Source organism: Burkholderia catarinensis, from assembly GCF_001883705.2.
In the GTDB taxonomy this organism is placed as follows: domain Bacteria; phylum Pseudomonadota; class Gammaproteobacteria; order Burkholderiales; family Burkholderiaceae; genus Burkholderia; species Burkholderia catarinensis.
The window spans coordinates 199,752-224,104 of sequence record NZ_MDEQ02000002.1 but is presented as its reverse complement, the minus strand read 5'-3'; the positions used below and the strand labels follow the sequence as shown (position 1 = coordinate 224,104).

At 68.0% G+C, this 24,353-nt stretch carries 20 protein-coding genes; 13 read left to right on the top strand and 7 right to left on the bottom strand.

The features are described 5' to 3' along the window. The first annotated feature begins 288 nt into the window (after positions 1 to 288). Positions 289 to 1,476 (top strand): glycosyltransferase, encoded by a 1,188-nt coding sequence (locus BFF94_RS04205; protein WP_219139029.1) that lies wholly within the window; start codon positions 289 to 291, stop codon positions 1,474 to 1,476. Positions 1,477 to 1,598: 122 nt separating this feature from the next. Here the strand turns inward: BFF94_RS04205 and BFF94_RS04200 are convergent, their stop codons facing one another. Together BFF94_RS04200 and hpnA are read right to left on the bottom strand one after the other, a co-directional pair. Beyond that, on the bottom strand, positions 1,599 to 2,945 hold the full coding sequence (locus tag BFF94_RS04200; protein ID WP_219139028.1) for an RNA-binding protein: 1,347 nt from the start codon (positions 2,943 to 2,945) through the stop codon (positions 1,599 to 1,601). 108 nt (positions 2,946 to 3,053) lie between these two features. Further along, entirely contained in the window at positions 3,054 to 4,061 is a 1,008-nt protein-coding gene (gene hpnA / locus BFF94_RS04195) for a hopanoid-associated sugar epimerase (RefSeq protein WP_128849654.1), read from the bottom strand. A 200-nt stretch (positions 4,062 to 4,261) separates the two neighbouring features. Here hpnA and BFF94_RS04190 point away from each other — a divergent pair, with 200 nt between their 5' ends. The 3 genes from BFF94_RS04190 (at position 4,262) to BFF94_RS04180 (ending at position 6,987) form a co-directional block, all read left to right on the top strand. Further along, positions 4,262 to 4,558, top strand: coding sequence for an acylphosphatase (locus tag BFF94_RS04190; RefSeq protein ID WP_128847875.1), 297 nt, complete (start codon positions 4,262 to 4,264; stop codon positions 4,556 to 4,558). Between the two features lie 16 nt (positions 4,559 to 4,574). Beyond that, the gene (rarD, locus tag BFF94_RS04185; protein WP_128847873.1) at positions 4,575 to 5,474 is read left to right on the top strand and encodes an EamA family transporter RarD; all 900 of its coding nucleotides are present in this window, start codon (positions 4,575 to 4,577) and stop codon (positions 5,472 to 5,474) included. 388 nt (positions 5,475 to 5,862) lie between these two features. After that, positions 5,863 to 6,987 carry an OpgC domain-containing protein gene (locus BFF94_RS04180; protein ID WP_128847869.1) on the top strand — a complete coding sequence of 375 codons (1,125 nt, stop codon included), beginning with the start codon at positions 5,863 to 5,865 and terminating at the stop codon, positions 6,985 to 6,987. 46 nt (positions 6,988 to 7,033) lie between these two features. Here the strand turns inward: BFF94_RS04180 and BFF94_RS04175 are convergent, their stop codons facing one another. Next, the gene (locus BFF94_RS04175; protein WP_128847866.1) at positions 7,034 to 7,243 is read right to left on the bottom strand and encodes a hypothetical protein; all 210 of its coding nucleotides are present in this window, start codon (positions 7,241 to 7,243) and stop codon (positions 7,034 to 7,036) included. Between the two features lie 125 nt (positions 7,244 to 7,368). Further along, positions 7,369 to 8,886 (bottom strand): peptide MFS transporter, encoded by a 1,518-nt coding sequence (locus BFF94_RS04170; protein WP_128847864.1) that lies wholly within the window; start codon positions 8,884 to 8,886, stop codon positions 7,369 to 7,371. A gap of 500 nt (positions 8,887 to 9,386) precedes the next feature. On the opposite strand from BFF94_RS04170, the gene BFF94_RS04165 reads away from it, so the two are divergent. The 7 genes from BFF94_RS04165 (at position 9,387) to BFF94_RS04135 (ending at position 17,271) form a co-directional block, all read left to right on the top strand. Continuing rightward, positions 9,387 to 9,965 carry a cupin domain-containing protein gene (locus tag BFF94_RS04165; protein ID WP_128847861.1) on the top strand — a complete coding sequence of 193 codons (579 nt, stop codon included), beginning with the start codon at positions 9,387 to 9,389 and terminating at the stop codon, positions 9,963 to 9,965. 179 nt (positions 9,966 to 10,144) lie between these two features. After that, positions 10,145 to 11,758 (top strand): peptide ABC transporter substrate-binding protein, encoded by a 1,614-nt coding sequence (locus BFF94_RS04160; protein WP_128847859.1) that lies wholly within the window; start codon positions 10,145 to 10,147, stop codon positions 11,756 to 11,758. Positions 11,759 to 11,769: 11 nt separating this feature from the next. Next, a complete protein-coding gene (locus BFF94_RS04155; protein WP_128847856.1) occupies positions 11,770 to 12,708 on the top strand; it encodes an ABC transporter permease subunit in 939 nt (312 codons plus the stop codon). A 13-nt stretch (positions 12,709 to 12,721) separates the two neighbouring features. Next, complete coding sequence (locus BFF94_RS04150; protein ID WP_128847853.1) at positions 12,722 to 13,624, top strand: ABC transporter permease; 903 nt, start codon at positions 12,722 to 12,724, stop codon at positions 13,622 to 13,624. A 1-nt stretch (position 13,625) separates the two neighbouring features. Next, on the top strand, positions 13,626 to 14,618 hold the full coding sequence (locus tag BFF94_RS04145) for an ABC transporter ATP-binding protein (RefSeq protein WP_128847850.1): 993 nt from the start codon (positions 13,626 to 13,628) through the stop codon (positions 14,616 to 14,618). Then, positions 14,615 to 15,634: an ABC transporter ATP-binding protein gene (locus tag BFF94_RS04140; RefSeq protein WP_219139027.1), complete on the top strand. Its 1,020-nt coding sequence runs from the start codon at positions 14,615 to 14,617 to the stop codon at positions 15,632 to 15,634. Before BFF94_RS04145 ends, BFF94_RS04140 begins: the two co-directional genes overlap by 4 nt. A gap of 164 nt (positions 15,635 to 15,798) precedes the next feature. Further along, positions 15,799 to 17,271, top strand: a complete 1,473-nt coding sequence (locus tag BFF94_RS04135) for an OprD family porin (RefSeq protein WP_128847848.1) — start codon at positions 15,799 to 15,801, stop codon at positions 17,269 to 17,271. A 55-nt stretch (positions 17,272 to 17,326) separates the two neighbouring features. On the opposite strand, the gene BFF94_RS04130 is transcribed toward BFF94_RS04135, so the two are convergent. From BFF94_RS04130 to BFF94_RS04120, 3 genes are all read right to left on the bottom strand, one after another. Then, on the bottom strand, positions 17,327 to 18,322 hold the full coding sequence (locus BFF94_RS04130) for a DedA family protein/thiosulfate sulfurtransferase GlpE (protein WP_128847846.1): 996 nt from the start codon (positions 18,320 to 18,322) through the stop codon (positions 17,327 to 17,329). A gap of 160 nt (positions 18,323 to 18,482) precedes the next feature. After that, positions 18,483 to 18,752: a hypothetical protein gene (locus BFF94_RS04125; protein WP_114181410.1), complete on the bottom strand. Its 270-nt coding sequence runs from the start codon at positions 18,750 to 18,752 to the stop codon at positions 18,483 to 18,485. Between the two features lie 268 nt (positions 18,753 to 19,020). Then, on the bottom strand, positions 19,021 to 21,372 hold the full coding sequence (locus BFF94_RS04120) for a phosphocholine-specific phospholipase C (protein ID WP_219139026.1): 2,352 nt from the start codon (positions 21,370 to 21,372) through the stop codon (positions 19,021 to 19,023). A gap of 593 nt (positions 21,373 to 21,965) precedes the next feature. Here BFF94_RS04120 and BFF94_RS04115 point away from each other — a divergent pair. Together BFF94_RS04115 and BFF94_RS04110 are read left to right on the top strand one after the other, a co-directional pair. After that, complete coding sequence (locus tag BFF94_RS04115) at positions 21,966 to 22,466, top strand: GNAT family N-acetyltransferase (RefSeq protein ID WP_128847844.1); 501 nt, start codon at positions 21,966 to 21,968, stop codon at positions 22,464 to 22,466. Between the two features lie 269 nt (positions 22,467 to 22,735). Beyond that, positions 22,736 to 24,343, top strand: a complete 1,608-nt coding sequence (locus BFF94_RS04110; protein WP_219139025.1) for a thioredoxin family protein — start codon at positions 22,736 to 22,738, stop codon at positions 24,341 to 24,343. The last annotated feature ends 10 nt before the right edge of the window (positions 24,344 to 24,353 follow it).

Below are 24,353 nucleotides of genomic sequence, written 5' to 3'. Positions count from 1 at the left end.
CCCGAATTAATCGCGCATTTTAACCCTATCGGGCCGTCCTTGCTCTGGTGCCGTGTCGGCCTGTTGCAATTGCGGGAGAGCCGCGTCGGCGCTGGCGCGCGCGGAACCCAGTAAACTACGCGGTTTCGCGGGCAGCCGCTCCGGCTGCCCGGCGTCGCGCTCATTTCAAGGCCATTCGATGACCGTCGATTCTTACGCGTATTGCCCGTCCGCCCGCGCGGTTTCGGGTGTTTTGTTCCTGACCCCTATTAATATCGACCATGCCGGCGCCCGGCAGGGGGCGCGCCGATGATGCTGGTGCTCGCATTCCTGGTGTCCGGTCTGTCGCTGATGATCTGGATCGTGCTGCTCGTCGCGCGCGGCGGTTTCTGGCGCGCGGTGCCCGCGCGGCCGCTGCCGCCCGAGGCCCGCGGCGCGGCGGCCGAGGCCGGCTGGCCGGCCGTCGTCGCGGTCGTGCCGGCGCGCAACGAGGCCGACGTGATCGCCCGCGCGGCGACTTCGCTGCTCGAGCAGGATTACCCGGGCGATTTTCATCTGATCATTGTCGACGACCACAGCGACGACGGCACCGCCGACGCGGCCCGCGCGGCCGCGCTCGCGATCAACCGCGCCGACCGGCTGACGGTGCTGGCCGCGAAGCCGCTGCCGGCCGGCTGGTCGGGCAAGGTGTGGGCGCAGTCGCAGGGGATCGCCGCGGTGCGCACGCTCGGCCTGCCCGCCGACTACCTGCTGCTGACGGATGCCGACATCGGCCATCCGCCCGATGCCGTCGCGCAGCTCGTCACGCGCGCACAGGCCGAGAGCCGCGATCTCGTGTCGCTGATGGTGCGGCTGCGCTGCGATTCGTTCTGGGAAAAGGCGCTGATCCCGGCGTTCGTGTTCTTCTTCGCGAAGCTGTACCCGTTCTCGTGGATCAACAACCCGCGCAACCGGACGGCCGGCGCCGCGGGCGGCTGCATGCTCGTGAAGCGCACGGCGCTCGAGGAAGCGGGCGGCATCGAGTCGATCCGCGGCGCGCTGATCGACGACTGCAGCCTCGCCGCGCAGATCAAGCACCGCGGCAGCGGCCGCCATCCGATCCGGCTCGACCTGGCCGACCGCAGCGTGTCGCTGCGCCCGTACGACAGCTGGCGCGACATCTGGAACATGATCGCGCGCACCGCGTTCACGCAGCTGCACTATTCGCCGCTGCTGCTGGCCGGCACGCTGCTCGGGATGGCGATCATCTACCTGGTGCCGCCCGTCGCGGCGCTCGCGTACGGCGCGCGCGCATGGCCGGCATGGCTTGCGTGGGCGTCGATGTGCGCCGCGTATGCGCCGATGCTGCGCTACTACCGGCGCTCGCCGCTGTGGGCGCCCGCGCTGCCGCTCGTCGCGCTGTTCTACGTCGGCGCGACGTTCGCGTCCGCGTGGCGCTACTGGCGCGGCAAGGGCGGCCAGTGGAAGGCGCGCGTGCAGGCGCCGGTGGATCGCTGAGCGAGGCCGGCGCAGGCCGGCCGTTTCTCCGGGCTTCGGAAAGCAAACAGCCCGATCGGTGCGAACCGGTCGGGCTGTTTCGTTTTCGGCGGTGCCGTTTGCGGGTGCCTACCGCCGGGTCATTACCGCTGGGTCAGCATCATGTACATCTGGACCACCACGTCGGGCGAGAACGTGAACGGCACCCAGCCGTAGCCCGTATGGCGGGCGACCAGCAGGCGGTCGCCGTTCGACTGCTTCTGCACGGCCATCATCGGGTTCTTCGTCGTCACGAAACGCCAGCCGGCCGGGATGCCGGACGGCGGCTCCGGCTGCATCGACGCGCGCGCATGCGCGAGTTCCTCGATCAACTGGCCCAGTTGCTCCGGATTCAGCGTGATCGATTCGCCGTTGATGGCCAGCGTGAGTTCGTTCTGAGACGGGCGCGACACGTGCAGCGTCGATTTGTCGGCGGGGGCCGGGGCGGTGGTGGTGTCGGTTTCAACAGCCGTTTCGACTTGCGCCGTCGGGACGAGCGCGGTTGCGGCGTCGGTCGCTGTATCGGCCGCAGCCGGCGCGGATGCGTCTACGGCCGGTTCCGCCGCCGGCGCCGGCTCCACGACTTCGGCGGCAACGGCCGCAACGGACGTGGTCGCAACCGCGGTCGTTGCGGCTTCCTTGACGACGGCCTCGACCAGCGCCTCGGCGTCGGCGATGGCCTTCGCGTGGTGCTGCGCGGCCGCTTCGGCCTGGGCGATCGCTTCGGTATGGCGCTGCGTGACGGCTTCGGCCTCGGCGGTTGCGTCGGCGTGGCGCTGCGCAGCGGCTTCGGCCTGCGCGATCGCTTCGGCGTGGCGCTGCGTGACGGCTTCGGCCTCGGCGGTTGCGTCGGCATGACGCTGCGCGGCGGCCTGCGTGTCGGCGATCGCCTGCGTGTGACGCTGCGCGAGCGCTTCGGCCTCGGCGGTCGCTTCCGCATGACGCTTCGCGGCGGCTTCGGCTTCGACGGTCGCGGCCGCGTAGCGCTGGGCGGCCGCATCCGCTTCGGTCGCGGCGGCGTGATGACGCTGCGCGGCGGCCTCGGCTTCGGCGATCGCAGCTGCGTGGCGCTGCGAGGCGGCTTCGGCATCCGCGTGACGTTGCGCGAGCGCTTCGGTCAGTGCGGTGGCTTCCGCGTGGCGCTGCACGGCGGCCTCGGCTTGCGTGGCGGCATCCGTATGACGCCGGGCGGCGGTTTCGGCGGCGGCGGTCGCGTCGGCGTGGCGCTGCTGCGCGGCCTCGGCGTCGGCGGCTGCCGCCGTGTGGCGCTGCGCGGCGGCCTGCGCTTCGGTTTCCGCGGCGGCGTGACGCTCTGCCGCGGCCCGGGCTTCCGCTGCCGCGGCGCGCGCGAAGGCTTCCGCGCTGCGTGCCGCCTGCTGCGCGGCGTGGTGATCGTGGAGGAGCTGATCGACGCCCGTGGCGAGCGACGCGATCTGATCGTTCAGGTTCATGCGTGTCTTCTCTGCGTAAGACCCGCGATTTTACCCGCTGCGCCGGTACCGGTCCGCGCGCGACGTGTAACAAAGTGCGCGAAGCGACACGATGCGCTCCGCCTTGTGTTATTTCAGGTAGCCCGCCGAGCCGAACCAGTCGAGCGCGTCGCGCAGCCCTTCGCGGTACGGACGCGCGCGGTAGCCGAGCTCGCGCTCGGCTTTCGCGGACGTGAAATACATCTTGTTCTTCGACATCCGCAGCCCGTCCACGGTGACGAACGGCTCCTTCTTCGTGAACTTCGCGACCGCTTCGGCGCCGATCGCGAGCGGGTAGAGCGGCCAGCGCGGCAGCGCGATCGTCGGCGCCTTGCGGCCCGTCATCTGCGCGATGTCGGCGAGCATCTGCTGCAGCGGCAGGTTCTCGCCGCCGAGGATGTAGCGCTCGCCGATCCGGCCGCGCTCGAGCGCGAGGAAGTGGCCGTGCGCGACGTCGTCGACGTGCACGAGGTTCAGCCCCGTGTCGACGAACGCGGGAATCTTGCCGAGCGCGGCCTCGACGATGATGCGGCCGGTCGGCGTCGGCTTCACGTCGCGCGGGCCGATCGGCGTCGACGGATTGACGATCACGGCCGGCAGCCCTTCGTCGGCGATCATCCGTTCGACCGCACGTTCCGCGAGCACCTTGCTGCGCTTGTACACGCCGATCGCCTGCTCGGGCGTGAGCGGCCGGTTCTCGTCGGACGGATCGCCGGCGCTCGTCACCTTCAGCGTCGCGACGCTGCTGGTGTAGACGATCCGCTCGACGCCTTCCGCGCGCGCCGCGCGCATCGTCGCGACCGCGCCTTCGAGGTTCGCGCGCTCGATCTCGTCCGGATCGGGCGCCCACAGCCGGTAGTCGGCCGCCACGTGCAGCAGGTAGCGCACGCCGCGCAGCGCGGCGCGCATCGACGCCTCGTCGCGCATGTCGCCGGTGACGATCTCGGCGTCGAGATCCGCGACGTTCGTGCGCGGGCTGGTCGGGCGCACCAGCACGCGCACCGCATAGCCTTTCTGCTGCGCGATGCGCGCGACGGCCGAGCCGACGAAACCGGACGCGCCGGTGACGAGAACAAGATCGCGGGAGGGTTCAGTCATGCGTTTCCTTCAGGGCCGCGCGCGGGCGGCGCGGCGGTTGAGCGTCGGCGAGATTGTACGTGGTCGGCGCGCGCGGCGACGCAAGGCCGGCGCGCCCGTCGGGCCGCGTTGCTCCGGCGGCGCGCTGCCTGCCCGGCGCGTGTGCGAAGCGGCCGACGCGACTACAATGCCGGGCTTGAATGCAACGGGAGGGCGACGCGATGAGCCGCAATGAACTGGACGAACGGATCGAGACCTACTACGTGCGGGTGCGCGGCGTCGTGCAGGGCGTCGGCTTTCGTCATGCGACGGTGCGTGAAGCGCATGCGCTGAAGCTGCGCGGCTGGGTCGCGAATCTCGAGGACGGCAGCGTCGAAGCGATGATCCAGGGCCCCGGCGCGCAGATCGACCGGATGCTCGCGTGGCTGCGTCACGGGCCGCCGGCCGCGCGCGTGACCGAGGTGACGTTCGAGGAACGCCTGACCGAAAGGCGCTTCGAGCGCTTCCAGCAGCAGTAAGCGGCGCGGAACGATCATGACGGGGTATCCGGAAGCCGGGCGCGGGCTCACGCTGTCGGTGATGGCGTCGACGCTGTTCGCGCTGATGTCGGCTTACGCGAAACTGCTCGCGCCGCTCACGGGGCTCGACATCTTCGCGTGGCGCATATTGTGGACCGCGCCGGGCGCGCTCGCGCTGATCGCGCTGCGCGGCCGCTGGCCGGCGCTCGTCGAACTCGTCCGGCGCAGCGTGCGCGACTGGCGCTTGCTGATCGCGCTGCCGGTGAGCGCGGCGCTGCTCGGCGTGCAGCTGTGGCTGTTCCTGTGGGCGCCGTTGCACGGCCGCATGCTCGAAGTGTCGCTCGGCTATTTCCTGCTGCCGCTGACGATGGTGCTCGTCGGCCGCTTCTACTATCACGAACGCCTCGATCCGCTGCAATGGGCGGCGGTCGCGTGCGCCGCGCTCGGCGTCGTGCACGAAGTGTGGGCGACGCGCGCGTTCGCATGGCCGACGCTTGTCGTCGCGCTCGGCTATCCGCCGTATTTCGTGCTGCGCCGGCGGAGCAACGCCGATTCGCTGGCCGCGTTCGCGGTCGAGATCGCGCTGCTGTGCCCGATCGCGTTCGCGATGGTCGCGACGAGCACGACGCGCGTCGGCAACCAACCGGTGCTGTGGGCCGCGCTGCTGCCGGGGCTCGGCGTGCTCAGCACGCTCGCGCTCGCGAGCTACCTGAAGGCGAGCCGGATGCTGCCGATGGCGCTGTTCGGGATTCTCTGCTACGTCGAGCCGGTGCTGCTCGTCGCGGTGTCGCTGCTGCTGCTCGGCGAGACGCTGAGCGTCGCGAAGCTCGCGACGTACGGACCGATCTGGGCCGCCGTCGCGCTGACCGCGTGGCACAGCACGATGCTGATGCGGCGCCTGCCCCCGCGCGGATAAGCGTCGATCGCGATGCGCGGCGGCACGGAGCGCATCGCGCATTGCAACGCAGTCGCGCGGCGGTCGAACGCATCGATGCTGGCCGCAAACTGGCGTCGCGCTGACGTGGATCTGGCGGGGCTGCCCGCTTCGCGCCACCGGCCTCGCCGTTGTAATCGAATAGAAGATTCGGTTGCACTTTGTTACTTAGGGTCTCCCCGGATCGGCCATTAGACTGGCCTGACCGACTTCCCTTCGTATGCAGCTTTTCAATGAACGGTCATCTCCGTGCCTGGCCGGCCGGGCTGGCGCGATGCGAGCATACGCGTATCGTCGCTGAGCGCGCTCGCCTTCCCCTTTCCGATCCATTCCACGGCGCCTGTCGCGCCGCCGTTGCACAGGTGCGCTCATGTCGTTGAGCCTGCCGCCTTCCGCCACGGTTCAGCCGTCGCGCAGCGGCCGCCTGATCGAAGTCGATTTCTTCCGCGGGATCGTGCTGTTGATGATCGTCGTCGATCACATCGGCGCGAGCGTGCTGTCGCGCGTGACGCTGCACGCGTTCGCGCTGTGCGATGCGGCCGAGGTATTCGTCTTTCTCGGCGGCTTCGCGACCGCGAGCGCGTACGGCGCGATCGCCGAACGGCACGGTGCGCGCGCCGCGCAGCGGCGGTTCGTGCGTCGCGCGATGCAGATCTACCGCGCGTTTCTCGCGACGTCGACGCTGATGCTCGTCGTGTCGGCCGTGCTCGACCACTACGGGATCGATGCGCCAAACCTCGCGCTCGACGACGTCAGCGTGATGCTCGCGTCGCCGCTCACGGGCCTCGCCGAACTGCTGACGTTCCAGCGCCAGCCGTATCTCGCGTCGGTGCTGCCGATGTACGTGCTGTTCGCGCTCGCGTCGCCGGTGCTCGTGCCGTTCGCGCGCCGCCATCCGTGGCTGCTCGTCGCGTTCAGCGTCGCGTCGTGGATCGCGGCGGGCTGGCTCGGCCCGGAGCTGCTGGACACCGACGGATTCCGCTGGAGCTTCAACCCGTTCGCGTGGCAACTGATGTTCGTCGCCGGCGTGCTCGCGCGCTGCCAGCCGTTCTACCGGCGCATCGCGCTCGGCAGGTGGGGCGCTGCGGCGACCGGGCTGGCGTTCGCGATCGTGCTCGGCTGCGCGAGCTACAAGCTGTTTTCGGGGTTGCCGGTGCCCGAAGGCGTGCTCAAGCGCGATCTCGCGCTGCCGCGCGTCGTGAGCTTCGCGGCCATTGCGTGGCTGATGGCCGATTGCGTGCGCTTCGGCTGGATCGCGCGGGTCGCGCAGGCCGTGCGGCCCGTCGTCGCGGTCGGCCAGCGCGGGCTGGTCTGCTTCGTCGCGGGCGCGGCAATCTCGCTCGTGATCGATTCGCTGCTGCATCCGGTGGTGCGCAGCGCCGATCTGCGGCATGTCGGCGTGGGCCTCGTGGCCGACGCGTGCGCGCTCGGGCTGATGATGGCCGTGGCCGGATCGGGAACGTGGATCGCGCGGTGGCGCGGTGCGGCCGCGTGAGCGGCGCGAAAGGCGGCGCGTGCGGCACGGAATGTGCCGCGCGGCGTCAGTGAGGTGAGCTGATACGGGAGCGGGGTACGGAGGTTGCGTCGTCGGCTTCGGCGTCGTCGCGTTCGTCCGATGCCGCGTCGTTCTCGCGTTCCGCGAGTACGGCATCCGCTTCGGCCGCGGCCCGTGCGGCGCGCAGCGCGGTGCATCGCTGCGCGTGCCGGATATCCGACAGTATCCTCAGGATCCTCGTGGTCTTGCTTTTCATCGTCTTCTCCCGCCAGTGCGCATCTCGGCGGATGCACTGCTTGCAACCAGTGTAGGACGCAATCGCGAAACCGGCGGGAGAATGTGGCGTGCACGCAGCACGCCGAGGGATAGTACTTACTGGGTTTACTGGGCGGCGGCGGCCTGCGCCTGCAGCGCTTCCTCGCGGCGCTCTTCCGCGCAGCGCTGATGCTGGCGCGACAGGCGGTTCATCAGCGGCAGCAGCAGCAGTGCGAGCACCATGCCGATCGCGGCGAGCCAGCCGAGCTTCTCGAACAGCGACAGGTAGAGCGGCAGCGATTCGGTGGCCGGCAGTTCGTGCGACGGCATCTGCGCGAAGTTCGCGACGACGCTGCCCAGATACTGCGACACGCCCGTCGCGACGAAATACGCACCCATCATGAAGCCGCTCATGCGCGCCGGCACGTAGCGGGCGATCATCGCGAGGCCGAGGCCGCTCACCAGCAGTTCGCCGAGCGAGTAGAGGCCGTAGCCCCACACCATGAACCACGACGACACGCGACCGTCGACCGCATAGCGGCCGCTCATCGTGAACACCAGGTAGCCCGCGGCGACCGCGCCGAAGCCGAGCGCGTACTTCGCGGCGACCGGCAGGTCGCGGCCGCCCTTCGCGACCCCGTTGTAGACCAGCACGAGCACCGGGCTCAGCAGCATGATCCAGATCGGGTTCAGCGCCTGGAACTGCGCGGCGCTCCACGTGAACAGCGTCGTGCCGAACAGGATGAAGCGCGGATCGACGTTGCGCAGCGCGAACAGCGTCAGCGACGTCGACATCTGCACGTAGAAGATGAAGAACAGGATCACCTGGCCGATCAGCACGAGCGCCGCGATCAGGCCCGCGCGCTCCGAGCGCTCCGACTTCGCGATCATGTACGCGAAGATCGCGAGGATCGCGAACGCTGCCGTCCACACGCTGGCGACCGCGAGCTGCTTGTGCTGCAGCACGTACAGCGTGACCAGCGCGAGCGCGACGCCGCCCAGGGCGACCGCGCCGAGGCGCTTCCAGCGGATCGGTTCGTCGTCGGGCTGCGAGCCGACATGCGCGAGCGTGCGATGCATCAGCATGAAGTTGAGGATCGCGAGCAGCATGCCGCCGCAGCAGACCGCGAACGCGGTGTGCCAGCCCCAGTGATCCTTGATCCACGGCGTCGCGAGCATCGACACCGTCGAGCCGATGTTGACCGCCATGTAGTAGATCGTGAACGCGCTGTCGATGCGCGCGTCGTCGCCTTCATAGATGCGGCGCACGAGGTTCGCCGCGTTGGCCTTGAACAGGCCGTTGCCGACGACGATCACGCCGAGCGACGCGTACATGTACGTCAGGTGATCGTTCGGTACCGCGAGCATCAGGTAGCCGGCGCACAGCACGGACGCGCCGATGATCATCGTGCGGCGGGCGCCGAGCACCTTGTCGCCGATCCAGCCGCCGATCGACGGCGCCGCATAGACGAGCGCGGTGAACGCCCCCCAGGTCAGGTTCGCATGGCTGTCGGTGAAGCCGAGCCGGTCGACCATGAAGAGGACCAGGAGCGCGGCCATGCCGTAGTAGCCGAAGCGCTCCCACATTTCGATGAGGAAGACCGTCGTGAACGATCGGGTTTGTGAAACAGGTGAATGCATCATCAATCTCGGTTGAAACGGACGGCACGGATCACGCGTCGTCTTGGGGTCGAACTGGCGCCTGTGCACAACAGGCCGGGTAGGTCTCGTGCTGGCGATGGAACAGCCGGGCGGGTCAGCCCGGGCCGGGGTCGGACGCCGCCCGATGAGGCGGGGAATGACCCCGACCGGCGCGCGAATGGTAACGTTCGCCGGTCCGGTGCGTCAGGTATGCGCCACCTAGGGAAACTCCCGATGTGGCAGCAGCTTTCAGGAATATTTGTCTCGTCATCTATTTGAAAATTTCTGTGCCGGCTCTCCGCAGATTCCCGGAGAGCCGCTTGCAGCTTGCCTGTGAAGCCGGTGAGTCTGGCAAGATAGCGCGTCGTTTCGCTTGCTTCGTCCGCTGTTTAGTGCACCGGGCTCAGCGCCGAAGACATGTGCGAACCTGAAGATTAAGCTATCTCGATTTAACTTAGTTACTTTCCATCAAACATTTTTTGACGATCACTTTTCGGCCTGCTATGGTTCCCCCCACTGAAAACTCGCGGTCAGCAGACGCTGTCGCGCTGGGCAGCAAGATTCGCGCGCTGCGCCAACGTCTGAAGCGCACGCTCGACGACACCGCTACTGCCGCGGGGATTTCGAAGCCGTTTCTGTCTCAAGTCGAGCGCGGGCTCGCGTCGCCGTCGCTGACGTCGCTGGCCGGTATCGCGCACGCGCTCGGTGTGACGGTGCAGTACTTTGTGGATACGCCGAGCGAGGAACGCTCGGTCTGCCGAGGCGAGCAGTTGCGCTTCTTCGGGTTTGCCGATTCGGCGAACCTGTTCGCGAGGCTGACGAACGTATCCGAAGGGCGCCAGCTGGAGGCGATCCTCGTGAGGATGCCGCCGGGGCAGAAACGCTCGGAGGTGACGACACATGCAGGGGAAGAGTTCCTGTATGTGATTGAAGGGGAAGTGTCGCTGACGCTGGAAGGCAAGACGTTCGTTCTGCAGGCCGGCGACAGTTCGCACTATCAGTCGACGGTCCCGCACAGCTGGGTCAACACCGCGAAGGTCGAGTCGGTGGTGGTCTGGGTCGGTACACCGCGGCTGTTCTAACGCATAGGTATTCCTTCGTTTCCAAGACGGGATACCTGTCGAAAGAAATGTAAGGAATACTAATATGCAATACGAGAACCACGGGCCTCCTCAATCGCTGCACCCGTCAGCGTCTCGGGCGTAATCCGCGGCATCCGCCGCGCGCCGCTCACCGAACAAACCTTTTCAAGACTGCCACGATGAAATCCTTGCATGCCATGTCGGCCGTGCTGGCCGCGCTCGCCCTGACGACGCCCGCCGTCCACGCCGTGAACGTTCCGTCGAACGTCGCGCTCGCTCCTCAACAGGACCTGACGCGACAGGTGCCCGCCGAAGTCGAGTCGCTCGACCCGGCGCACATCGAATCGTGGACCGGCAACACGATCGGCCTCGATCTGTTCGAAGGGCTCGCCCGCATCGACGCGGCCGGCCAGGTCGTGCCGGGCGTCGCGCTGTCGTGGGAGCGCAAGACGCCGCAGACGTGGATCTTCAAGCTTCGCCGCGACGCGAAGTGGAGCAACGGCCAGCCGGTGACGGCCGCCGATTTCGTCTATTCGTGGCAGCGCCTCGCCGATCCGAAGACGGGCTCGAAGTACACGATCCTCGTCGAGTTCGTGAAGAACTCGAAGGACATCATCGCGGGCAAGGCCGCGCCGTCGACGCTCGGCGTGCGCGCCGTCGATCCGTACACGCTCGAGGTGACGACCGACGTGCCCGTCGCGTTCTTCCCCGAACTGACCGCGATGGCGCCGCTCGTGCCGGTGAACAAGGACGTCGTCGCGAAGTTCGGCGATGCATGGACGCGCCCGGGCAACATCGTCAGCAACGGTGCGTACCAGCTCGTCGACTGGCAGCCGAACAACCGCATCGTCGTGTCGAAGGACGCGAAGTACTGGAACGCGCCGAAGGTCGTGATCAACAAGGTCACGTACCTGCCGATCGAAAGCGACGAGACCGCGATGCGCATGTACCAGGCCGGCCAGATCGACTACAGCTACTCGATCCCGTCGGGCATCTTCCAGCAGGTCAGCAAGCAGTTCGGCGGCGAACTGCGCCCGGGCCTGCAGCTCGCGACCTACTACTACTACCTGAACAACAGCGACGCGGCGCTGAAGGACAAGCGCGTGCGCCAGGCGCTGTCGATGGTGATCGATCGCGACGTGTTGACGTCGAAGCTCACGCAGGCTGGCGAGAAGCCGATGTACGGCCTGATGCCGAACGGCACGAAGGGCGTGCAGCCGTTCACGCCGGAATGGGCGTCGTGGCCGATGGCCAAGCGCATCGACACCGCGAAGAACCTGCTGAAGCAGGCCGGCTACTCGGATGCGAAGCCGCTGTCGTTCACGCTCACGTACAACACCAACGACCTGCACAAGAAGGTCGCGCTGTTCACCGCGTCGGAATGGCGCACGAAGCTCGGCATCAACACGAAGCTCGAGAACGTCGAGTTCAAGGTGCTGATGAAGGAGCGGCATGACGGCAAGGTGCAGATCGCGCGCGACGGCTGGTTCGCCGACTACAACGACGCGATGACCTTCTTCGACCTGATCCGCTGCGGCAGCTCGCAGAACACCGTCGGCTACTGCAACAAGCAGGTCGACACGTTCGTCGAGGACGGCAACGAGAAGCTCGACGACAAGGCGCGCGCCGCGCTGCTCACGCAGGCGCACGACACGGCGATGAACGACACGCCGATGGTGCCGCTGTTCCAGTACTCGGCCGACCGTCTCGTGAAGCCCTATGTGGGCGGCTACTCGCTGAAGAACGTGATCGACATGCGTGCTTCGCAGGACATGTACCTGATCAAGCACTGAGCGGAGCAATCATGCTGGCCTACGCCTTGAGGCGCACGTTGTGGGCGGTGCCGACGATCCTCGCGGTCATCACCGTCTGCTACCTGCTGCTGCATTTCACGCCCGGCGGCCCGTTCGACACGGAGAAGCAGCTGTCCGCGGCCACGCTCGCGAACCTGAACGCGAAGTACCACCTCGACCAGCCGCTGTGGAAGCAGTACCTGATGTATCTCGGTGCGCTGCTGCAGGGCGATCTCGGTCCGTCGTTCCGCTACGTCGACTGGTCCGTGAACGATCTCGTGAAGAAGGCGCTGCCCGTGAGCCTCGGCGTGGGCGGCGTGTCGATCCCGATCGCGATCGTGCTCGGCGTGCTGCTCGGCACCGTCGCGGCCGTGCGCCGCGACAGCTTCATCGACCGCTTCGTGATGCTGATCGGCAACTTCGGCAACGTCATCCCGCCGTTCGTGCTCGGCCCCGTGCTCGTCTGGATCTTCGCGATCCTGCTGAAGACGTCGGCCGGCAACGGCTGGCTGCCCGCCGGCGGCTGGGGCGATGGCAGCTGGCAGTACCGGCTGCTGCCGATCGTGCTGCTGACCCTCATCAACGTGTCGCTGCTCGCGCGCGTGATGCGCGGCTCGATGATCGAGACGCTGTCGAGCAACTACATCCGCACCGCGCGCGCGAAGGGCCTGCCGGGCTCGACGATCGTGCTGCGCCACGCGCTGAAGCCCGCGCTGATGCCGGTCGTGTCGCTGTTCGGCACGGTCTGCATCTCGTCGATCACGGCGGCTGTCGTCACCGAATCGGTGTTCGCGCTGCCGGGGCTCGGGCAGCTCGTCGTGAACGGCGCGATCAACCGCGACTACACGCTGGTGCTCGGCCTCGTCGTGCTGACGACCGTCTGCGCGGTGCTGTTCAACCTGCTGGTCGACCTCGCGTACGCGTGGCTCGATCCGCGCATCCGTTATTGAGCGAGGCACAGCGATGACTCCGACTACTCCCGTCGTCGGCCTGCCCGTGCAGACCGACTCGCCGCCGCGTTCGCGCTCGCCGCTCGCGCTTGCGTTCGCACGCTTCCTGCGCAACCGCGCGGCCCTGTTCAGCCTCGTACTGCTCGCGCTGATCACGCTCACGTGTTTCGTCGGCCCGTGGCTGCTCGCGGCCGATCCCGCCGCGAGCGACTGGGGCTCGATCAGCCTGCCGCCGACCTGGGCGAACCAGCACTGGTTCGGCACCGACGAGCTCGGCCGCGACCTGCTCGTGCGCACGCTGATCGGCGGGCGCGTGTCGATCGAGGTCGGCGTGCTCGGCACGCTCGTGTCGGGCCTGTTCGGCGTCGCGTGGGGCGCGACCGCGGGCTTCGCGGGCGGCCGCGTCGACTCCGTGATGATGCGCATCGTCGACATGATGTACGCGATCCCGTACCTGCTGATCGCGATCCTGATGATGACCCTGTTCGGCCGCTCGTTCATGCTCGTCGTGCTGACCATCAGCGCGTTCTCGTGGATCGACATGGCGCGTGTCGTGCGCGGCCAGACGCTGTCGCTGCGCAACCGCGAGTTCGTCGACGCGGCGCGCGCGATCGGCGTGTCGCCGGCGTCGATCGTGCTGCGCCACATCGTGCCGAACCTGCTCGGCGTGGTCGTCGTGTACGCAACGGTCTCGGTGCCGAACATCGTGCTGACCGAGTCGGTGCTGTCGTTCCTCGGCCTCGGCGTGCAGGAACCGATGACGAGCTGGGGCGTGCTGATCCAGGACGGCGCGCAGAAACTGGAATCGATGCCGTGGCTGCTGCTGGCCCCGGCCGTCATGCTGTGCGTGACGCTCTACTGCGTGAATTTCGTCGGCGACGGCCTGCGTGACGCGCTCGACCCGAAGGATCGCTGAAATGGCATCACTACTAGAAGTCGACAACCTCGGCGTGCGCTTCACGCGCAACGACGCGCCGCCGATCGACGCCGTGAACGGCGTGTCGTTCTCGCTCGAAGCCGGCAAGACGCTCGGCATCGTCGGCGAATCGGGCTCGGGCAAGAGCCAGACGGTGATGGCGCTGCTCGGCCTGCTGGCGGGCAACGGCGCGACGACCGGCGCCGCGCGCTACCGCGGCAACAACCTGCTCGAGATGGATACGCGCGCGCTGAACGCGGTGCGCGGCGACCGGATCGCGATGATCTTCCAGGATCCGATGACGTCGCTCAATCCGTTCCTGACGATCGAGCGGCAGATGACCGAAACGCTGCAGCTGCATCGCAAGCTGTCGCGCAAGGAAGCGATCAAGCGCGCGATCGAGGCGCTCGAATCGGTGCGCATTCCCGACGCGGCGCGGCGCATCCGCATGTATCCGCACGAGTTCTCCGGCGGCATGCGCCAGCGCGTGATGATTGCGATGGCGCTGCTGTCCGAACCGGAAATCCTGATCGCCGACGAGCCGACCACCGCGCTCGACGTGACCGTGCAGGCACAGATCATCGACCTGCTGCGCGAGCTGAACCGCGAGCGCGGTACCGCGATCGTGCTGATCACGCACGACATGGGCGTGGTCGCCGGCCTCGCGGACGACGTGATGGTCATGTATGCGGGCCGCACCGTCGAATACGCACCGGCCGAATCGATCTTCGCGGCGCCGTCGCATCCGTACACGATCGGCCTGCTCAACGCGCTGCCGCGCCTGACCGACGCGGACGACGCGCCGCTCGTCGCGATTCCCGGCAATCCGCCGATGCCCGGCACCGCGCCGGCCGGCTGCGCATTCGCGAAGCGCTGCACGTATGCGGAAGAACGCTGCAGCGCCGCGCGCCCTGCGCTCGAAACCTATGGCGCCGTGGGCGCGGTGCGCGCGTGCCACCGCCCCGTGGCCGATCTGACGGGAGGTCTGCGATGAGCGTCGATGAACGCCGCAATGCCGGCGCGACGGACGACACGCTGCTGTCCGTCGAGAATCTGAAGGTACATTTCCGCGTGCCGCTCGGCGGCTATCCGTGGTCGCCGAAGGGCACGCTGCGCGCGGTCGACGGCGTGTCGCTGGACGTCAAGCGCGGCGAGACGGTCGGGCTCGTCGGCGAATCGGGCTGCGGGAAGTCGACGCTCGCGCGCGCGCTGATCGGCCTCGTGCCGATGACGGCCGGCGCCGTGAAATGGCGCGGCCAGGCCGTTGCGCCCGATTACCTGCGCGGGTCCGCGATGCGGCGCGAAGTGCAGATGATCTTCCAGGATCCGCTCGCGTCGCTCGATCCGCGCATGACGATCGAACAGGTCGTCGCCGAGCCGCTCGTCACGCACCAGGCCGGCCTCGGTCGTACCGAAGTGCGTCGACGCGTGATCGCGATGCTCGAACGCGTCGGCCTGAACGCGCATCACCTGTTGCGTTATCCCCATGAATTTTCCGGCGGGCAGTGCCAGCGCGTCGGTATCGCACGCGCGCTGATCGGCGAGCCGAAGCTCGTGATCTGCGACGAACCGGTATCGGCGCTCGACGTGTCGATCCAGGCGCAGATCGTGAACCTGCTGCGCGACCTGCAGCGCGACCTGTCGTTGTCCTATCTGTTTGTCGCGCACGATCTGGCGGTGGTCAAGGCGATCAGCCAGCGCGTGCTCGTGATGTATCTCGGCCGCGTGATGGAGTTCGGCACGCGGCATGACGTGTACGGCGTGCCGCAGCACCCGTACACGAAGGCGCTGCTCGATGCGGCGCCGACGCCGGAGCCGGCGCGCGAGCGTGCTCGCCGTCCGATGCTGCTGGCGGGCGAGATGCCCTCGCCGCTCAACCCGCCGTCGGGCTGCGCGTTTCGCACGCGCTGCCCGGTCGCGATCGACGCGTGCGCGCAGGACGTGCCGCTGCCGGAAGTGCGGCAGGGGTCGGCGGCGCGTGTCGCGTGCATCCGCGCGGGCGCGGCGTGATGTGAAGTAACGCAGCAAACATAACCAGGCAGGTCAACAGGGGTAGGGGCGGCGCGAAAGATCTTCGCGTCGCGGGGACAGGCGCGTCCTTAGCCGGGCACGCCGGAGGGCCGGGAGCGGATCGCGACCGGCGTGGACGATATCAACACAAGACGAGAATCACGATGAAAAAACAGAAGACGATCGGGACGGCATCGAAGATGCTGCTTGCATGGGGACTGCCGGCACTCGCAGGTGTCTCGTTGACGGGCGTCGCGCACGCCGACGACGCGGCCCCCGCGCCGCTGACGGTCGCGCAGGCCGCGCCGGCGGCCGGTACGGGCATAACCGTTGCGCAGGCAACGACCCCGAACGCCATTATCAACGCCGAAGCGACCCAGGCCGTCACGCCGCCCGACGAGCCGTCGGCCCAGTCGAAGTCGAAGGGCTTCATTGCCGACAGCCATCTCGACTTCCTGTTCCGCAACTATGCGGACGTGCTCGACAGCAAGGGCGGGCCGCATCGCCACGCGTGGGTCCAGGGCGCGATGGCGAACTTCGAGTCGGGCTTTACGACGGGCCTGATCGGAATCGGCTTCGACGCGTCGCTGTATGCGGCGCTGAAGCTCGACGGCGGCCAGGGCGCCGGCAGCATGGTGCACATCGCGAAGGGCGGCGGCGGCGGCAACCAGCTCGCGTGGGCCTACCCGGGCATTTACGACATCAAGGCACGCATCTCGAACACGGTGGTCAAGTACGGTTTGCAGGCCGTCGACAACCCGTTCATGGAGCAGCACGACAACCGTGCGCTGCCGCCGACGTTCCTCGGCGCGACGGTCGTCAGCAATGAATTCAAGAACGTGATGCTCGAGGCCGGCAGCTTCACGAAGACCAACGCGCGCGGTCACACGACGCTCACCAACCTGACGACGCAATACGGCGGCACGCGCATCAATCGCCTGTCGTATGTCGGCGGCACGTGGGATTACTCGCCGAACGGCGAAGTCGCGCTGTACGCGAACCAGGCCGACGACGTGTGGCACCAGTACTACGCGTCGGTGAAGCACAGCATCGGCAGCCCGCAGACGATCAAGTGGACGGGCTTCGGCAACGTCTACTCGACGCACGACACGGGCGATGCGCGGCAGGGCAAGATCGACAACAACGCATACAGCCTGTCGGTGTCCGCGCAGCACGGCCCGCACGAGCTGCTGCTCGGCTTCCAGCAGGTGCTCGGCGACCAGTTCTTCGACTACCTGAACGAAACGAACGGCATCTTCCTGACCAACTCGATGGACGTCGACTACAACGCGCCGCACGAAAAGTCGCTGCAGCTGCGTTACACGTTCTACGGCAAGGAAGCGGGCCTGCCGGGCTTCAAGGCGATGGTCTGGGGCGTGACGGGCTGGGGTGCGGACGGCAGCGCGGGCGCGGCGAGCGACCCGACCAAGTCGAGCATCTACTGGAGCAACGGCGCGCCGGTGCAGGGCCGTCACCACGAGTTCGGCTTCATCCCGTCGTACACGTTCCAGAGCGGCAAGCTGAAGGACACGAAGGTCACGTTCATCGCGATGTGGCACAACGGTTCGGCGCACTACTCGGACGCGACGAACCGCGAGTACCGCCTGGTCGTGAACCTGCCGCTGCACGCGTTCTGATCGAAGGGGGACGCGTCGTCCCCCGCATCGCGCGGCCGGCCTGCGGGCAGTGCGCTCAGGCCGGCTTGTGGAACCCCGCGACCGGATGGTTCGCGACGGGCGTCTCTTCCGCGAGCGACGTGAGCTGGCGGCCCGTGTCGCGCCATGCGTCGAGGCCGCCGCGCAGCGCGAGCGCATCGGTGAAGCCTGCGTCGAGCAGGCGCTTCGCCATCAGCGCGGCCGTCACTTCGTTCGGGCACGAGCAGTACACGACGAACTTCTGCGTGAGCGGATAGCGCGTGACGATGTCGCCGATCTTCCGCTCGTCGGCGAATTGCGCACCGGGAATCGTGAACGGGTCGAGCTTGCGGTGTTCGGGCGAGCGCACGTCGAGCACCACCGGCGCGGCGGTGTCGCGCAGCAAGGTTTCGAGTTCGTCGACGCCGATCCGGGCTTTCGCGAGCTGGCGGATCAGCGCGCGGCGGCGCATCCAGCGGATCGCCGCATACACGGCCAGCAGGGCGACGATCACCACCAGCGCCGCGCGGCCGAGCTGGCTCGCGCCGGCGAACAGCCAGTCGATCTGCCGGTAGAACACGAGGCCGGCCAGCAATCCGACGATCGTCCACAGCGCGGCGCCGAGCGCGTCGTAGCCGGCGAACGTGCGATAGCGCGTGCCGAGCGCACCGGCCATCGGCACCGACACGAGCGACAGGCCCGGAATGAAGCGCGCGACCGCGAGCACGCGTACGCCGTAGCGGCCGAAGAAGCGCTCGGTTTTCTTGACGCAGCTGTCGCGCGACAGCGACAGCCGGCAGATCGTTTTCAGCGTCGCGCCGCCGTAGCGCCGGCCGGCGATGTACCACACGGTGTCGCCGAGCAGCGCGCCGAGCACCGACAGCGCGACCACCGTCACGAGCTGCGAGCCGATCATCGCCGGATGCATCGCGGACATCGCACCGAACAGCACGAGCGTCGGCATCGCGGGCACCGGCAGGCCGATTGCCGCGGCGAGCACGTTGGCGAACACGAGAAGCGGCCCGTACTGGGCGACGAGGTCACGGAGGAGCATGACGGCTGGCCGAAAAGAAAGCGCGTGCGGAAAGCACGCAGATGCGCCGATTATCGGCCTTTTTCAAGTCAGCGGAACGAATAACGGAATGCGCCTGACGGCAGCAGGGGGATGGCGGTGAGCCGCGTGCGATGCGGCGGCTCACCGTTTCGAAGCGGGATCAGGAGGAGGTGCGGACGAGCGATGCGGCGCCGTGGTTTTCGCCGGGCAGCTCGGCGCCGTGCGAGCGGATCGCCGCGATCAGTTCGGCCGGCGTGATCTCGTAGCGGACCTCGCGGTGGATGCCGGGCTTGCGTTCGTCGATCTCGATCAGCAGCACGCTCTTGCCGTCGCCCGTCGCTTCGAGCCGGAGCGAACGCAGTTCGCGGCCGTCGGCCGGGTCGTGTTCGGTGAGCAGGGTCATTGCCCCGGATGAGCCGGTAGTGCGCATCGAACCTATCCTCGTATCGTGGATGCCGTAGCGGCAAAGATGTCTTTGTTGAATCCAGCTTGGTGGAGTTTAACGCGAACGGGCCGCAAGACGGAGCATTTTCGTTGGCGCGAAATGAGGGCTGAACCACGATCCCTCTGACGTTTGAGCCATGCCGGGCGGGCGTTTCAGCCGGATCGGCCGCGCCGGGGCCGGCACCGGGCCGGCGTTCGCGGCCAGGCCGGCACGGGCGGCGACACGCGCTGCAACACGCGTCGCCGCGGCGGTGTCAGAAGCGGTCGGCAAGCCCCATCGCCGGGTCGCTGACCGAGTGGCGGCCGGTTTCGACGCGGCCGGCCACGCGGCGCGAGAAGCTCGCATCGCTGTCCGCGGTGACGATGAAGTCGTACCAGTGGCCGGTCGAGTCGAGCTTCCAGTGCAGTTCGGACTGGTCGCCGGCGCGCACCGTGACGGTCCACGTGGTGCCCGTGCCGTGATCGCGGCCGCGACCCTGGCCGTTGCCGTCCTCGTTGCCGTGGCCATGGCCGCGATCGTCGTTCGCGCCGCGGCCGGACAGCGGCCCGTAGACCTGGTTCGACTTCACCGTGAAGCGCACCGCGCCGCCGCCGCTGTTGCGCAACCGCAGGTGGAGGTCGCCGCTCGCGCCCGCATAGCCGACCCGAACTTCCGGATGGGGCGCGCGGGCACCGGCCAGGCGGATCAGGTCGCCGGTGAAGCGGCGGTGATAGCCGTTCGGGCCGAGCACCCACAGGTCATATTTACCGTCGTTGTCGGCGCGCGCGGCCCAGTCGCCGTGCAGCGTCTTGCCCGGCTCGACGACGTAGCGCCGCGGCAGGCGGTCGAGGTGCAGCTTGTCATAGACGTGAAACACGGCGGCGGCGCGGCCCGTGTTCGCGAACTTCAGCGTGACCGTGCCGTTGCCGGCATCGGTGCGCGCGCTCGCATGCAGCTCGTACGGCAACGCGCGCGACGGGCGCACGCCGGTGGCCTGCGCGGGCAGCGACGGCGCGGCGGGCGGCACGATCTTCGGCGCGGCCTGCTGAGCGGCGCTCAGCGCGTCGACCTGGCTTTTCGTCGTGTGGCCCGCGAGCGTAGGCAGCGCTTCGTTGTTCGGCGAGCGGAAGTTGAGCGCGCTCGTCAGGTCGCCGCATATCGCGCGGCGGTACGCGCTGATCTGCGGCTCCGCGACGCCGAAGCGCTTTTCGAGGAAGAGCAGCGTCGACGTGTGGTCGAACACCTGCGAGTTGACCCAGCCGCCGCGACTCCACGGCGACACGACCCACATCGGCACGCGCGGGCCCGGGCCGTACGGGCGGCCGTCGGCCGCGGGCTGGCTCGACGTGGCCGGCGCGAAGTCGTGGTATTCGACCGCGACGTCGGCAGCCGCGAGCGTATGGCCGCCCGCGAGCGTGCCGTCGGCGTTGCGCGACGGCACGGCCGGCGACGGCATGTGGTCGAAGAAGCCGTCGTTCTCGTCGTAGTTGACCAGCAGCACGGTCTTGCTCCACACCTCGGGGTTCGCCGTCAGCGCATCGAGCACGGCCTGCACGTACCAGCCGCCCTGCGCGGGGCTCGACGGTCCCGGGTGTTCGCTGTACACGGACGGCGGGATGATCCATGACACTTCCGGCAGCTTGCCGTTGCGGATGTCGTCGCGGAACGATTCGAGAAAACCGTACGGCATCGTGTTGCCGAAACCCTTCGCGAGCGGGCTCAACGGATCGTCGATCGCCGGATCGTAGAACGCGCCGGCCGCCGTCACGGGCTGCGTGATGTCCGTCGACGCGACGTACGCGGGCCGGCGCGCGGCCGGCATCTGTTCGATCGCCGCGCGCCAGTGGCGAAAGCTCATCATTTCGTTGCAGCCGAAGTTGTCGATCAGGCTCTGGTAGACCTTCCAGTTCACGCCGGCCTGCTGCAGCCGGTCGGCATAAGTGGTCCAGGTCCAGCCCTGGCTCGACGGGCCGATGTCGTTGCCGCCGTTGAACTGGTTGTTCAGCGCGGCGATCTTCACGCGGCTGCCGTCGGCCGGGCTGATGCCGTTCGGGCCGTTGGTGCCGCTCCAGTAGAACAGGCGGTTCGCGATCGTGCCTGTGTGCATCCCGCAGTGGTAGTGATCGCACAGCGTGAACGCGTCGGCGAGCGCGCGCTGGAACGGCACTTCGGCTGTGTCGTAATAACCCATCGACAGCGGCGTCTTCGTGTCGGGCCAGCGGTTCATCCGGCCGTGGTCCCACGCGGCCTGCGCATCGGCCCACTGGTGCGGCGTGCCGCCCGCGCGCTGCGCGTTGCCCTGGCTCGCGTCGAGGTGATACGGCGTGCAGGTCGTCGCGGGCGCCGGCTTCGTGACCGTCTGGTAGAACACGTCGCGGCCGTTCGGCGACGGCACCGCGAAGCGGTCGCCGTAGCCGCGCACGCCCTTGAACGTGCCGAAATAGCTGTCGAACGCGCGGTTCTCCATCATCAGCAGCACGACGTGCTTGACGTCCTTGATGGTCCCCGTTTCGTGAAACGCGGGAATGGCGAGCGCACGGCGGATGCTCGGCGGAAACGCGGACAGCGCGGCGGCGGCGAGGCCGGAAGTGGCGGTCTGCTGAAGGAATTTGCGGCGTGACGTCATGGCGTTCGGATCCTGTGATGGTGGGAGCGTTCGTGACTTCGTCTGGATGCGCCCGTGCGTCGTCCCCCCCTGGGACGATCCGCGATGCGGGTGCGTTCGGGTGCGTCGACCACGCGTGGCGGAGGTGCGCGCATCGCGTTCGATACGGGGTGTCGAGCGGATGCATCGGCCGTCGTCGCGATCCTGTGCGCCGCGCGCTCGTGATGCGCGGGCCAGGACGTTGGCACACACCGGCCCGGCGAATGCCGGGTTGGGTGGCGCCCAGTCTAGGGAGACGACATGACGTCGACGTGTTGAAGAAATGACATCGCATGTCGCGCGCATGACGTTGTGTGCGCAACGATGAGTCCGGCGGCGACGCGTCGTTGAAAAAGGCAAGGAATTACCGATTTGCGCACGCGGGTCCGGTTATATTTTCCCGGTTTGCTGCACGAGAGCGTGATCGTTTGTCGTTGCGGATGCAACGGCATCGCGCGACGACGTGACGGCGTGACGCCCATGTTTCAAATGCGTGAAATCGGATAAGCTCGACACGTTGCTGCGCATGTGCGCAGTCCGCGCCGCTGGCGTGACTTTTCGGAACCGGCCCACCCATGACCGACATCAGGATCCGGCACAGCGAGACGCACGACGTCGACGCGATCCGGCAGATCGCCGCGCATCCCGCGGTGTACATGAATACCTTGCAGCTTCCGTTTCCGTCGCTCGAGAAATGGCAGAAACGGCTCGGCGGCACGCGCGAGCACGGCGTGAGCCTCGTCGCCGAAATCGACGGTGCGGTGGTCGGCCATCTCGGCCTGAATCCCGAGCCGAATCCGCGCCGGCGCCATGCAGCGGGGCTCGGCATGATGGTCGACGCGACCTGTCACGGGCGCGGCGTCGGCAGCCGGCTGCTCGCGGCCGCGATCGATCTCGCGGAAAACTGGCTGAACATCACGCGTCTCGAGTTGGTCGTGTTTACCGACAACCGCGCGGCGATCGCGCTCTACGAGAAGCACGGCTTCCGGATCGAAGGCGAATCGCCGGGCTATGCATTGCGCGACGGCGTGCATGCGTCCGTGTATCACATGGCACGGATCAAGGGGCGGCAGTGAAGGGCCGGCCAATGCGTGCGTGACGGCACGCGCGGCCGTGATGCCGCGCGTCATATGCATTTGAGAATTGGTTCGTTTCCCGCCGTCTTCGCCAGTCGTATCGTTGAACGATTTGCCGGTCGCCTCGGCCGGTGTTCGCCTTTTTTGCGTCGATGCGTGCGCCACGCCGCACGTCGGTGTGCTTCATCGCTTCATGAACATCGCTTCATGGTCATCGTTTCGCGCGACACCCCTTCCCGCAACCCTCTCTTTCAACGGAACCCGCCCCGATGAAAACCGCTCTCCGGAATCTGACTGCCGCCTGCCTGTTCGCCGCCGCGGGCGCGGCGTTTGCCGCTGCCGCGCCTTCGGGTGCCGCCGTGTCGAGCGCATCGCCCGACGGCGCACATCTGCCGCCCGGCATTGCGTGGCAGCACGGCGACGTCGATGCCGCGTTCGCGCTCGCGAAGCGCACCGGCAAGCCGCTGCTGCTCTACTGGGGCGCGGTGTGGTGCCCGTCGTGCAACCAGGTGAAGTCGACGATCTTCAGCCAGCAGGCATTCAAGACCCGCTCGTCGTTCTTCGTGCCCGTGTATCTCGACGGCGATACCGAAAGCGCGCAGAAGCTCGGCGAGCGTTTCAAGGTGCACGGCTATCCGACGATGATCCTGTTCCGCCCCGACGGCACCGAAGTGACGCGGCTGCCGGGCGAAGCCGATCTCGATCGCTACATGCAGGCGCTGTCGCTCGGGATGACGGCCGCGCATCCGGTGCGGCAGACGCTCGCGATGGCGCTGAAGAACGGCGCGTCGCTGACGCCGGACGAATGGCGCCTGCTGGCCGACTATTCGTGGGATACCGACGGCGCGCTGCCGGTGCCGGCCGATCGCGTCGCCGAGACGCTGCAGTCGCTCGCGCAACGCGCGCGGGCGGCCGGCGCGAAGGCCGAAGCGGCGCGCTTCGCGCTGAAGTCGGCGGTGGTCGCCGCATCCGACGATCCGGCGCAGGCCGGTGCGCTCGACAAGGCGGCGCTCGCCGATTCGCTGCGCACGGTGCTGCACGATCCCGCGCTGTCGCGAGCCGATTCGGACGTGCTGGTGGCGGCGCCCGCACGCGTGGTCGCGTATCTCGGCGGTGACGGTAGCGGCAGCGACGCGCAGCGCGCGAAGTTGCGCGGCGCATACGACACGGCGCTCGCGCGCCTGTCGACCGACACCACGCTGTCGTCGATCGACCGGCTGATGGCGCTGCACGGCCGTGTGCTGCTCGCGCGGGGCGACGCGGGCAAGGGCGCGCCGCTCGCCGCGCCGGCGCTGGCCGACACCGCGCGCAAGCAGATCGCCGCGTCGGTGCAGGGGGCCGCGAATGCATACGAGCGGCAGGCGCTCGTCAGCGAAGGCGCGGACACGCTGACCGACGCGGGGCTGTACGACGAGTCGGATGCGTTGCTGAAGGCCGAGTTGCCGCGTTCGTCCACGCCGTACTACTTCATGTCCGGGCTGGCCGCGAATGCGAAGGCGCGCGGCGACAAGGCCGCGGCGCTCGACTGGTACCGGAAGGCGTACGACTCGGCGAGCGGTCCGGCGACGAAGCTGCGCTGGGGCGCGACCTATTTTGCGAATGCGGTTGAACTGGCGCCGGACGATTCGGCGCGTATCGAAGGGATTGCCGCGAGCGTGCTCGCGCAGGCCGACAAGACCCGGGACGCGTTCTACGGCGCGAACCTGCGCGCGCTGACCAAGGTCGTCACGCAGTTGAACCGCTGGCGCGGCAGCGGCGCGCACGATGCGACGGTCCGGTCGGTCGTGAGGCAGTTCGACGGCGTGTGCGGGAAGCTGCCCGCGGGCGATCCGCAGGCAGCGGCGTGCGCGAAGCTGATCCAGCCCGTGAAGGCGTAACGACGCGCGG

What these genes read in the sequence shown, in the direction of transcription:
- BFF94_RS04205 (WP_219139029.1), top strand. Translation starts at nt 289, where the DNA reads ATGATGCTGGTGCTCGCATTCCTGGTGTCCGGTCTGTCGCTGATGATC.
- BFF94_RS04200 (WP_219139028.1), bottom strand. Translation starts at nt 2,945, where the DNA reads ATGAACCTGAACGATCAGATCGCGTCGCTCGCCACGGGCGTCGATCAG.
- hpnA (WP_128849654.1), bottom strand. Translation starts at nt 4,061, where the DNA reads ATGACTGAACCCTCCCGCGATCTTGTTCTCGTCACCGGCGCGTCCGGT.
- BFF94_RS04190 (WP_128847875.1), top strand. Translation starts at nt 4,262, where the DNA reads ATGAGCCGCAATGAACTGGACGAACGGATCGAGACCTACTACGTGCGG.
- rarD (WP_128847873.1), top strand. Translation starts at nt 4,575, where the DNA reads ATGACGGGGTATCCGGAAGCCGGGCGCGGGCTCACGCTGTCGGTGATG.
- BFF94_RS04180 (WP_128847869.1), top strand. Translation starts at nt 5,863, where the DNA reads ATGTCGTTGAGCCTGCCGCCTTCCGCCACGGTTCAGCCGTCGCGCAGC.
- BFF94_RS04175 (WP_128847866.1), bottom strand. Translation starts at nt 7,243, where the DNA reads ATGAAAAGCAAGACCACGAGGATCCTGAGGATACTGTCGGATATCCGG.
- BFF94_RS04170 (WP_128847864.1), bottom strand. Translation starts at nt 8,886, where the DNA reads ATGATGCATTCACCTGTTTCACAAACCCGATCGTTCACGACGGTCTTC.
- BFF94_RS04165 (WP_128847861.1), top strand. Translation starts at nt 9,387, where the DNA reads ATGGTTCCCCCCACTGAAAACTCGCGGTCAGCAGACGCTGTCGCGCTG.
- BFF94_RS04160 (WP_128847859.1), top strand. Translation starts at nt 10,145, where the DNA reads ATGAAATCCTTGCATGCCATGTCGGCCGTGCTGGCCGCGCTCGCCCTG.
- BFF94_RS04155 (WP_128847856.1), top strand. Translation starts at nt 11,770, where the DNA reads ATGCTGGCCTACGCCTTGAGGCGCACGTTGTGGGCGGTGCCGACGATC.
- BFF94_RS04150 (WP_128847853.1), top strand. Translation starts at nt 12,722, where the DNA reads ATGACTCCGACTACTCCCGTCGTCGGCCTGCCCGTGCAGACCGACTCG.
- BFF94_RS04145 (WP_128847850.1), top strand. Translation starts at nt 13,626, where the DNA reads ATGGCATCACTACTAGAAGTCGACAACCTCGGCGTGCGCTTCACGCGC.
- BFF94_RS04140 (WP_219139027.1), top strand. Translation starts at nt 14,615, where the DNA reads ATGAGCGTCGATGAACGCCGCAATGCCGGCGCGACGGACGACACGCTG.
- BFF94_RS04135 (WP_128847848.1), top strand. Translation starts at nt 15,799, where the DNA reads ATGAAAAAACAGAAGACGATCGGGACGGCATCGAAGATGCTGCTTGCA.
- BFF94_RS04130 (WP_128847846.1), bottom strand. Translation starts at nt 18,322, where the DNA reads ATGCTCCTCCGTGACCTCGTCGCCCAGTACGGGCCGCTTCTCGTGTTC.
- BFF94_RS04125 (WP_114181410.1), bottom strand. Translation starts at nt 18,752, where the DNA reads ATGCGCACTACCGGCTCATCCGGGGCAATGACCCTGCTCACCGAACAC.
- BFF94_RS04120 (WP_219139026.1), bottom strand. Translation starts at nt 21,372, where the DNA reads ATGACGTCACGCCGCAAATTCCTTCAGCAGACCGCCACTTCCGGCCTC.
- BFF94_RS04115 (WP_128847844.1), top strand. Translation starts at nt 21,966, where the DNA reads ATGACCGACATCAGGATCCGGCACAGCGAGACGCACGACGTCGACGCG.
- BFF94_RS04110 (WP_219139025.1), top strand. Translation starts at nt 22,736, where the DNA reads ATGAAAACCGCTCTCCGGAATCTGACTGCCGCCTGCCTGTTCGCCGCC.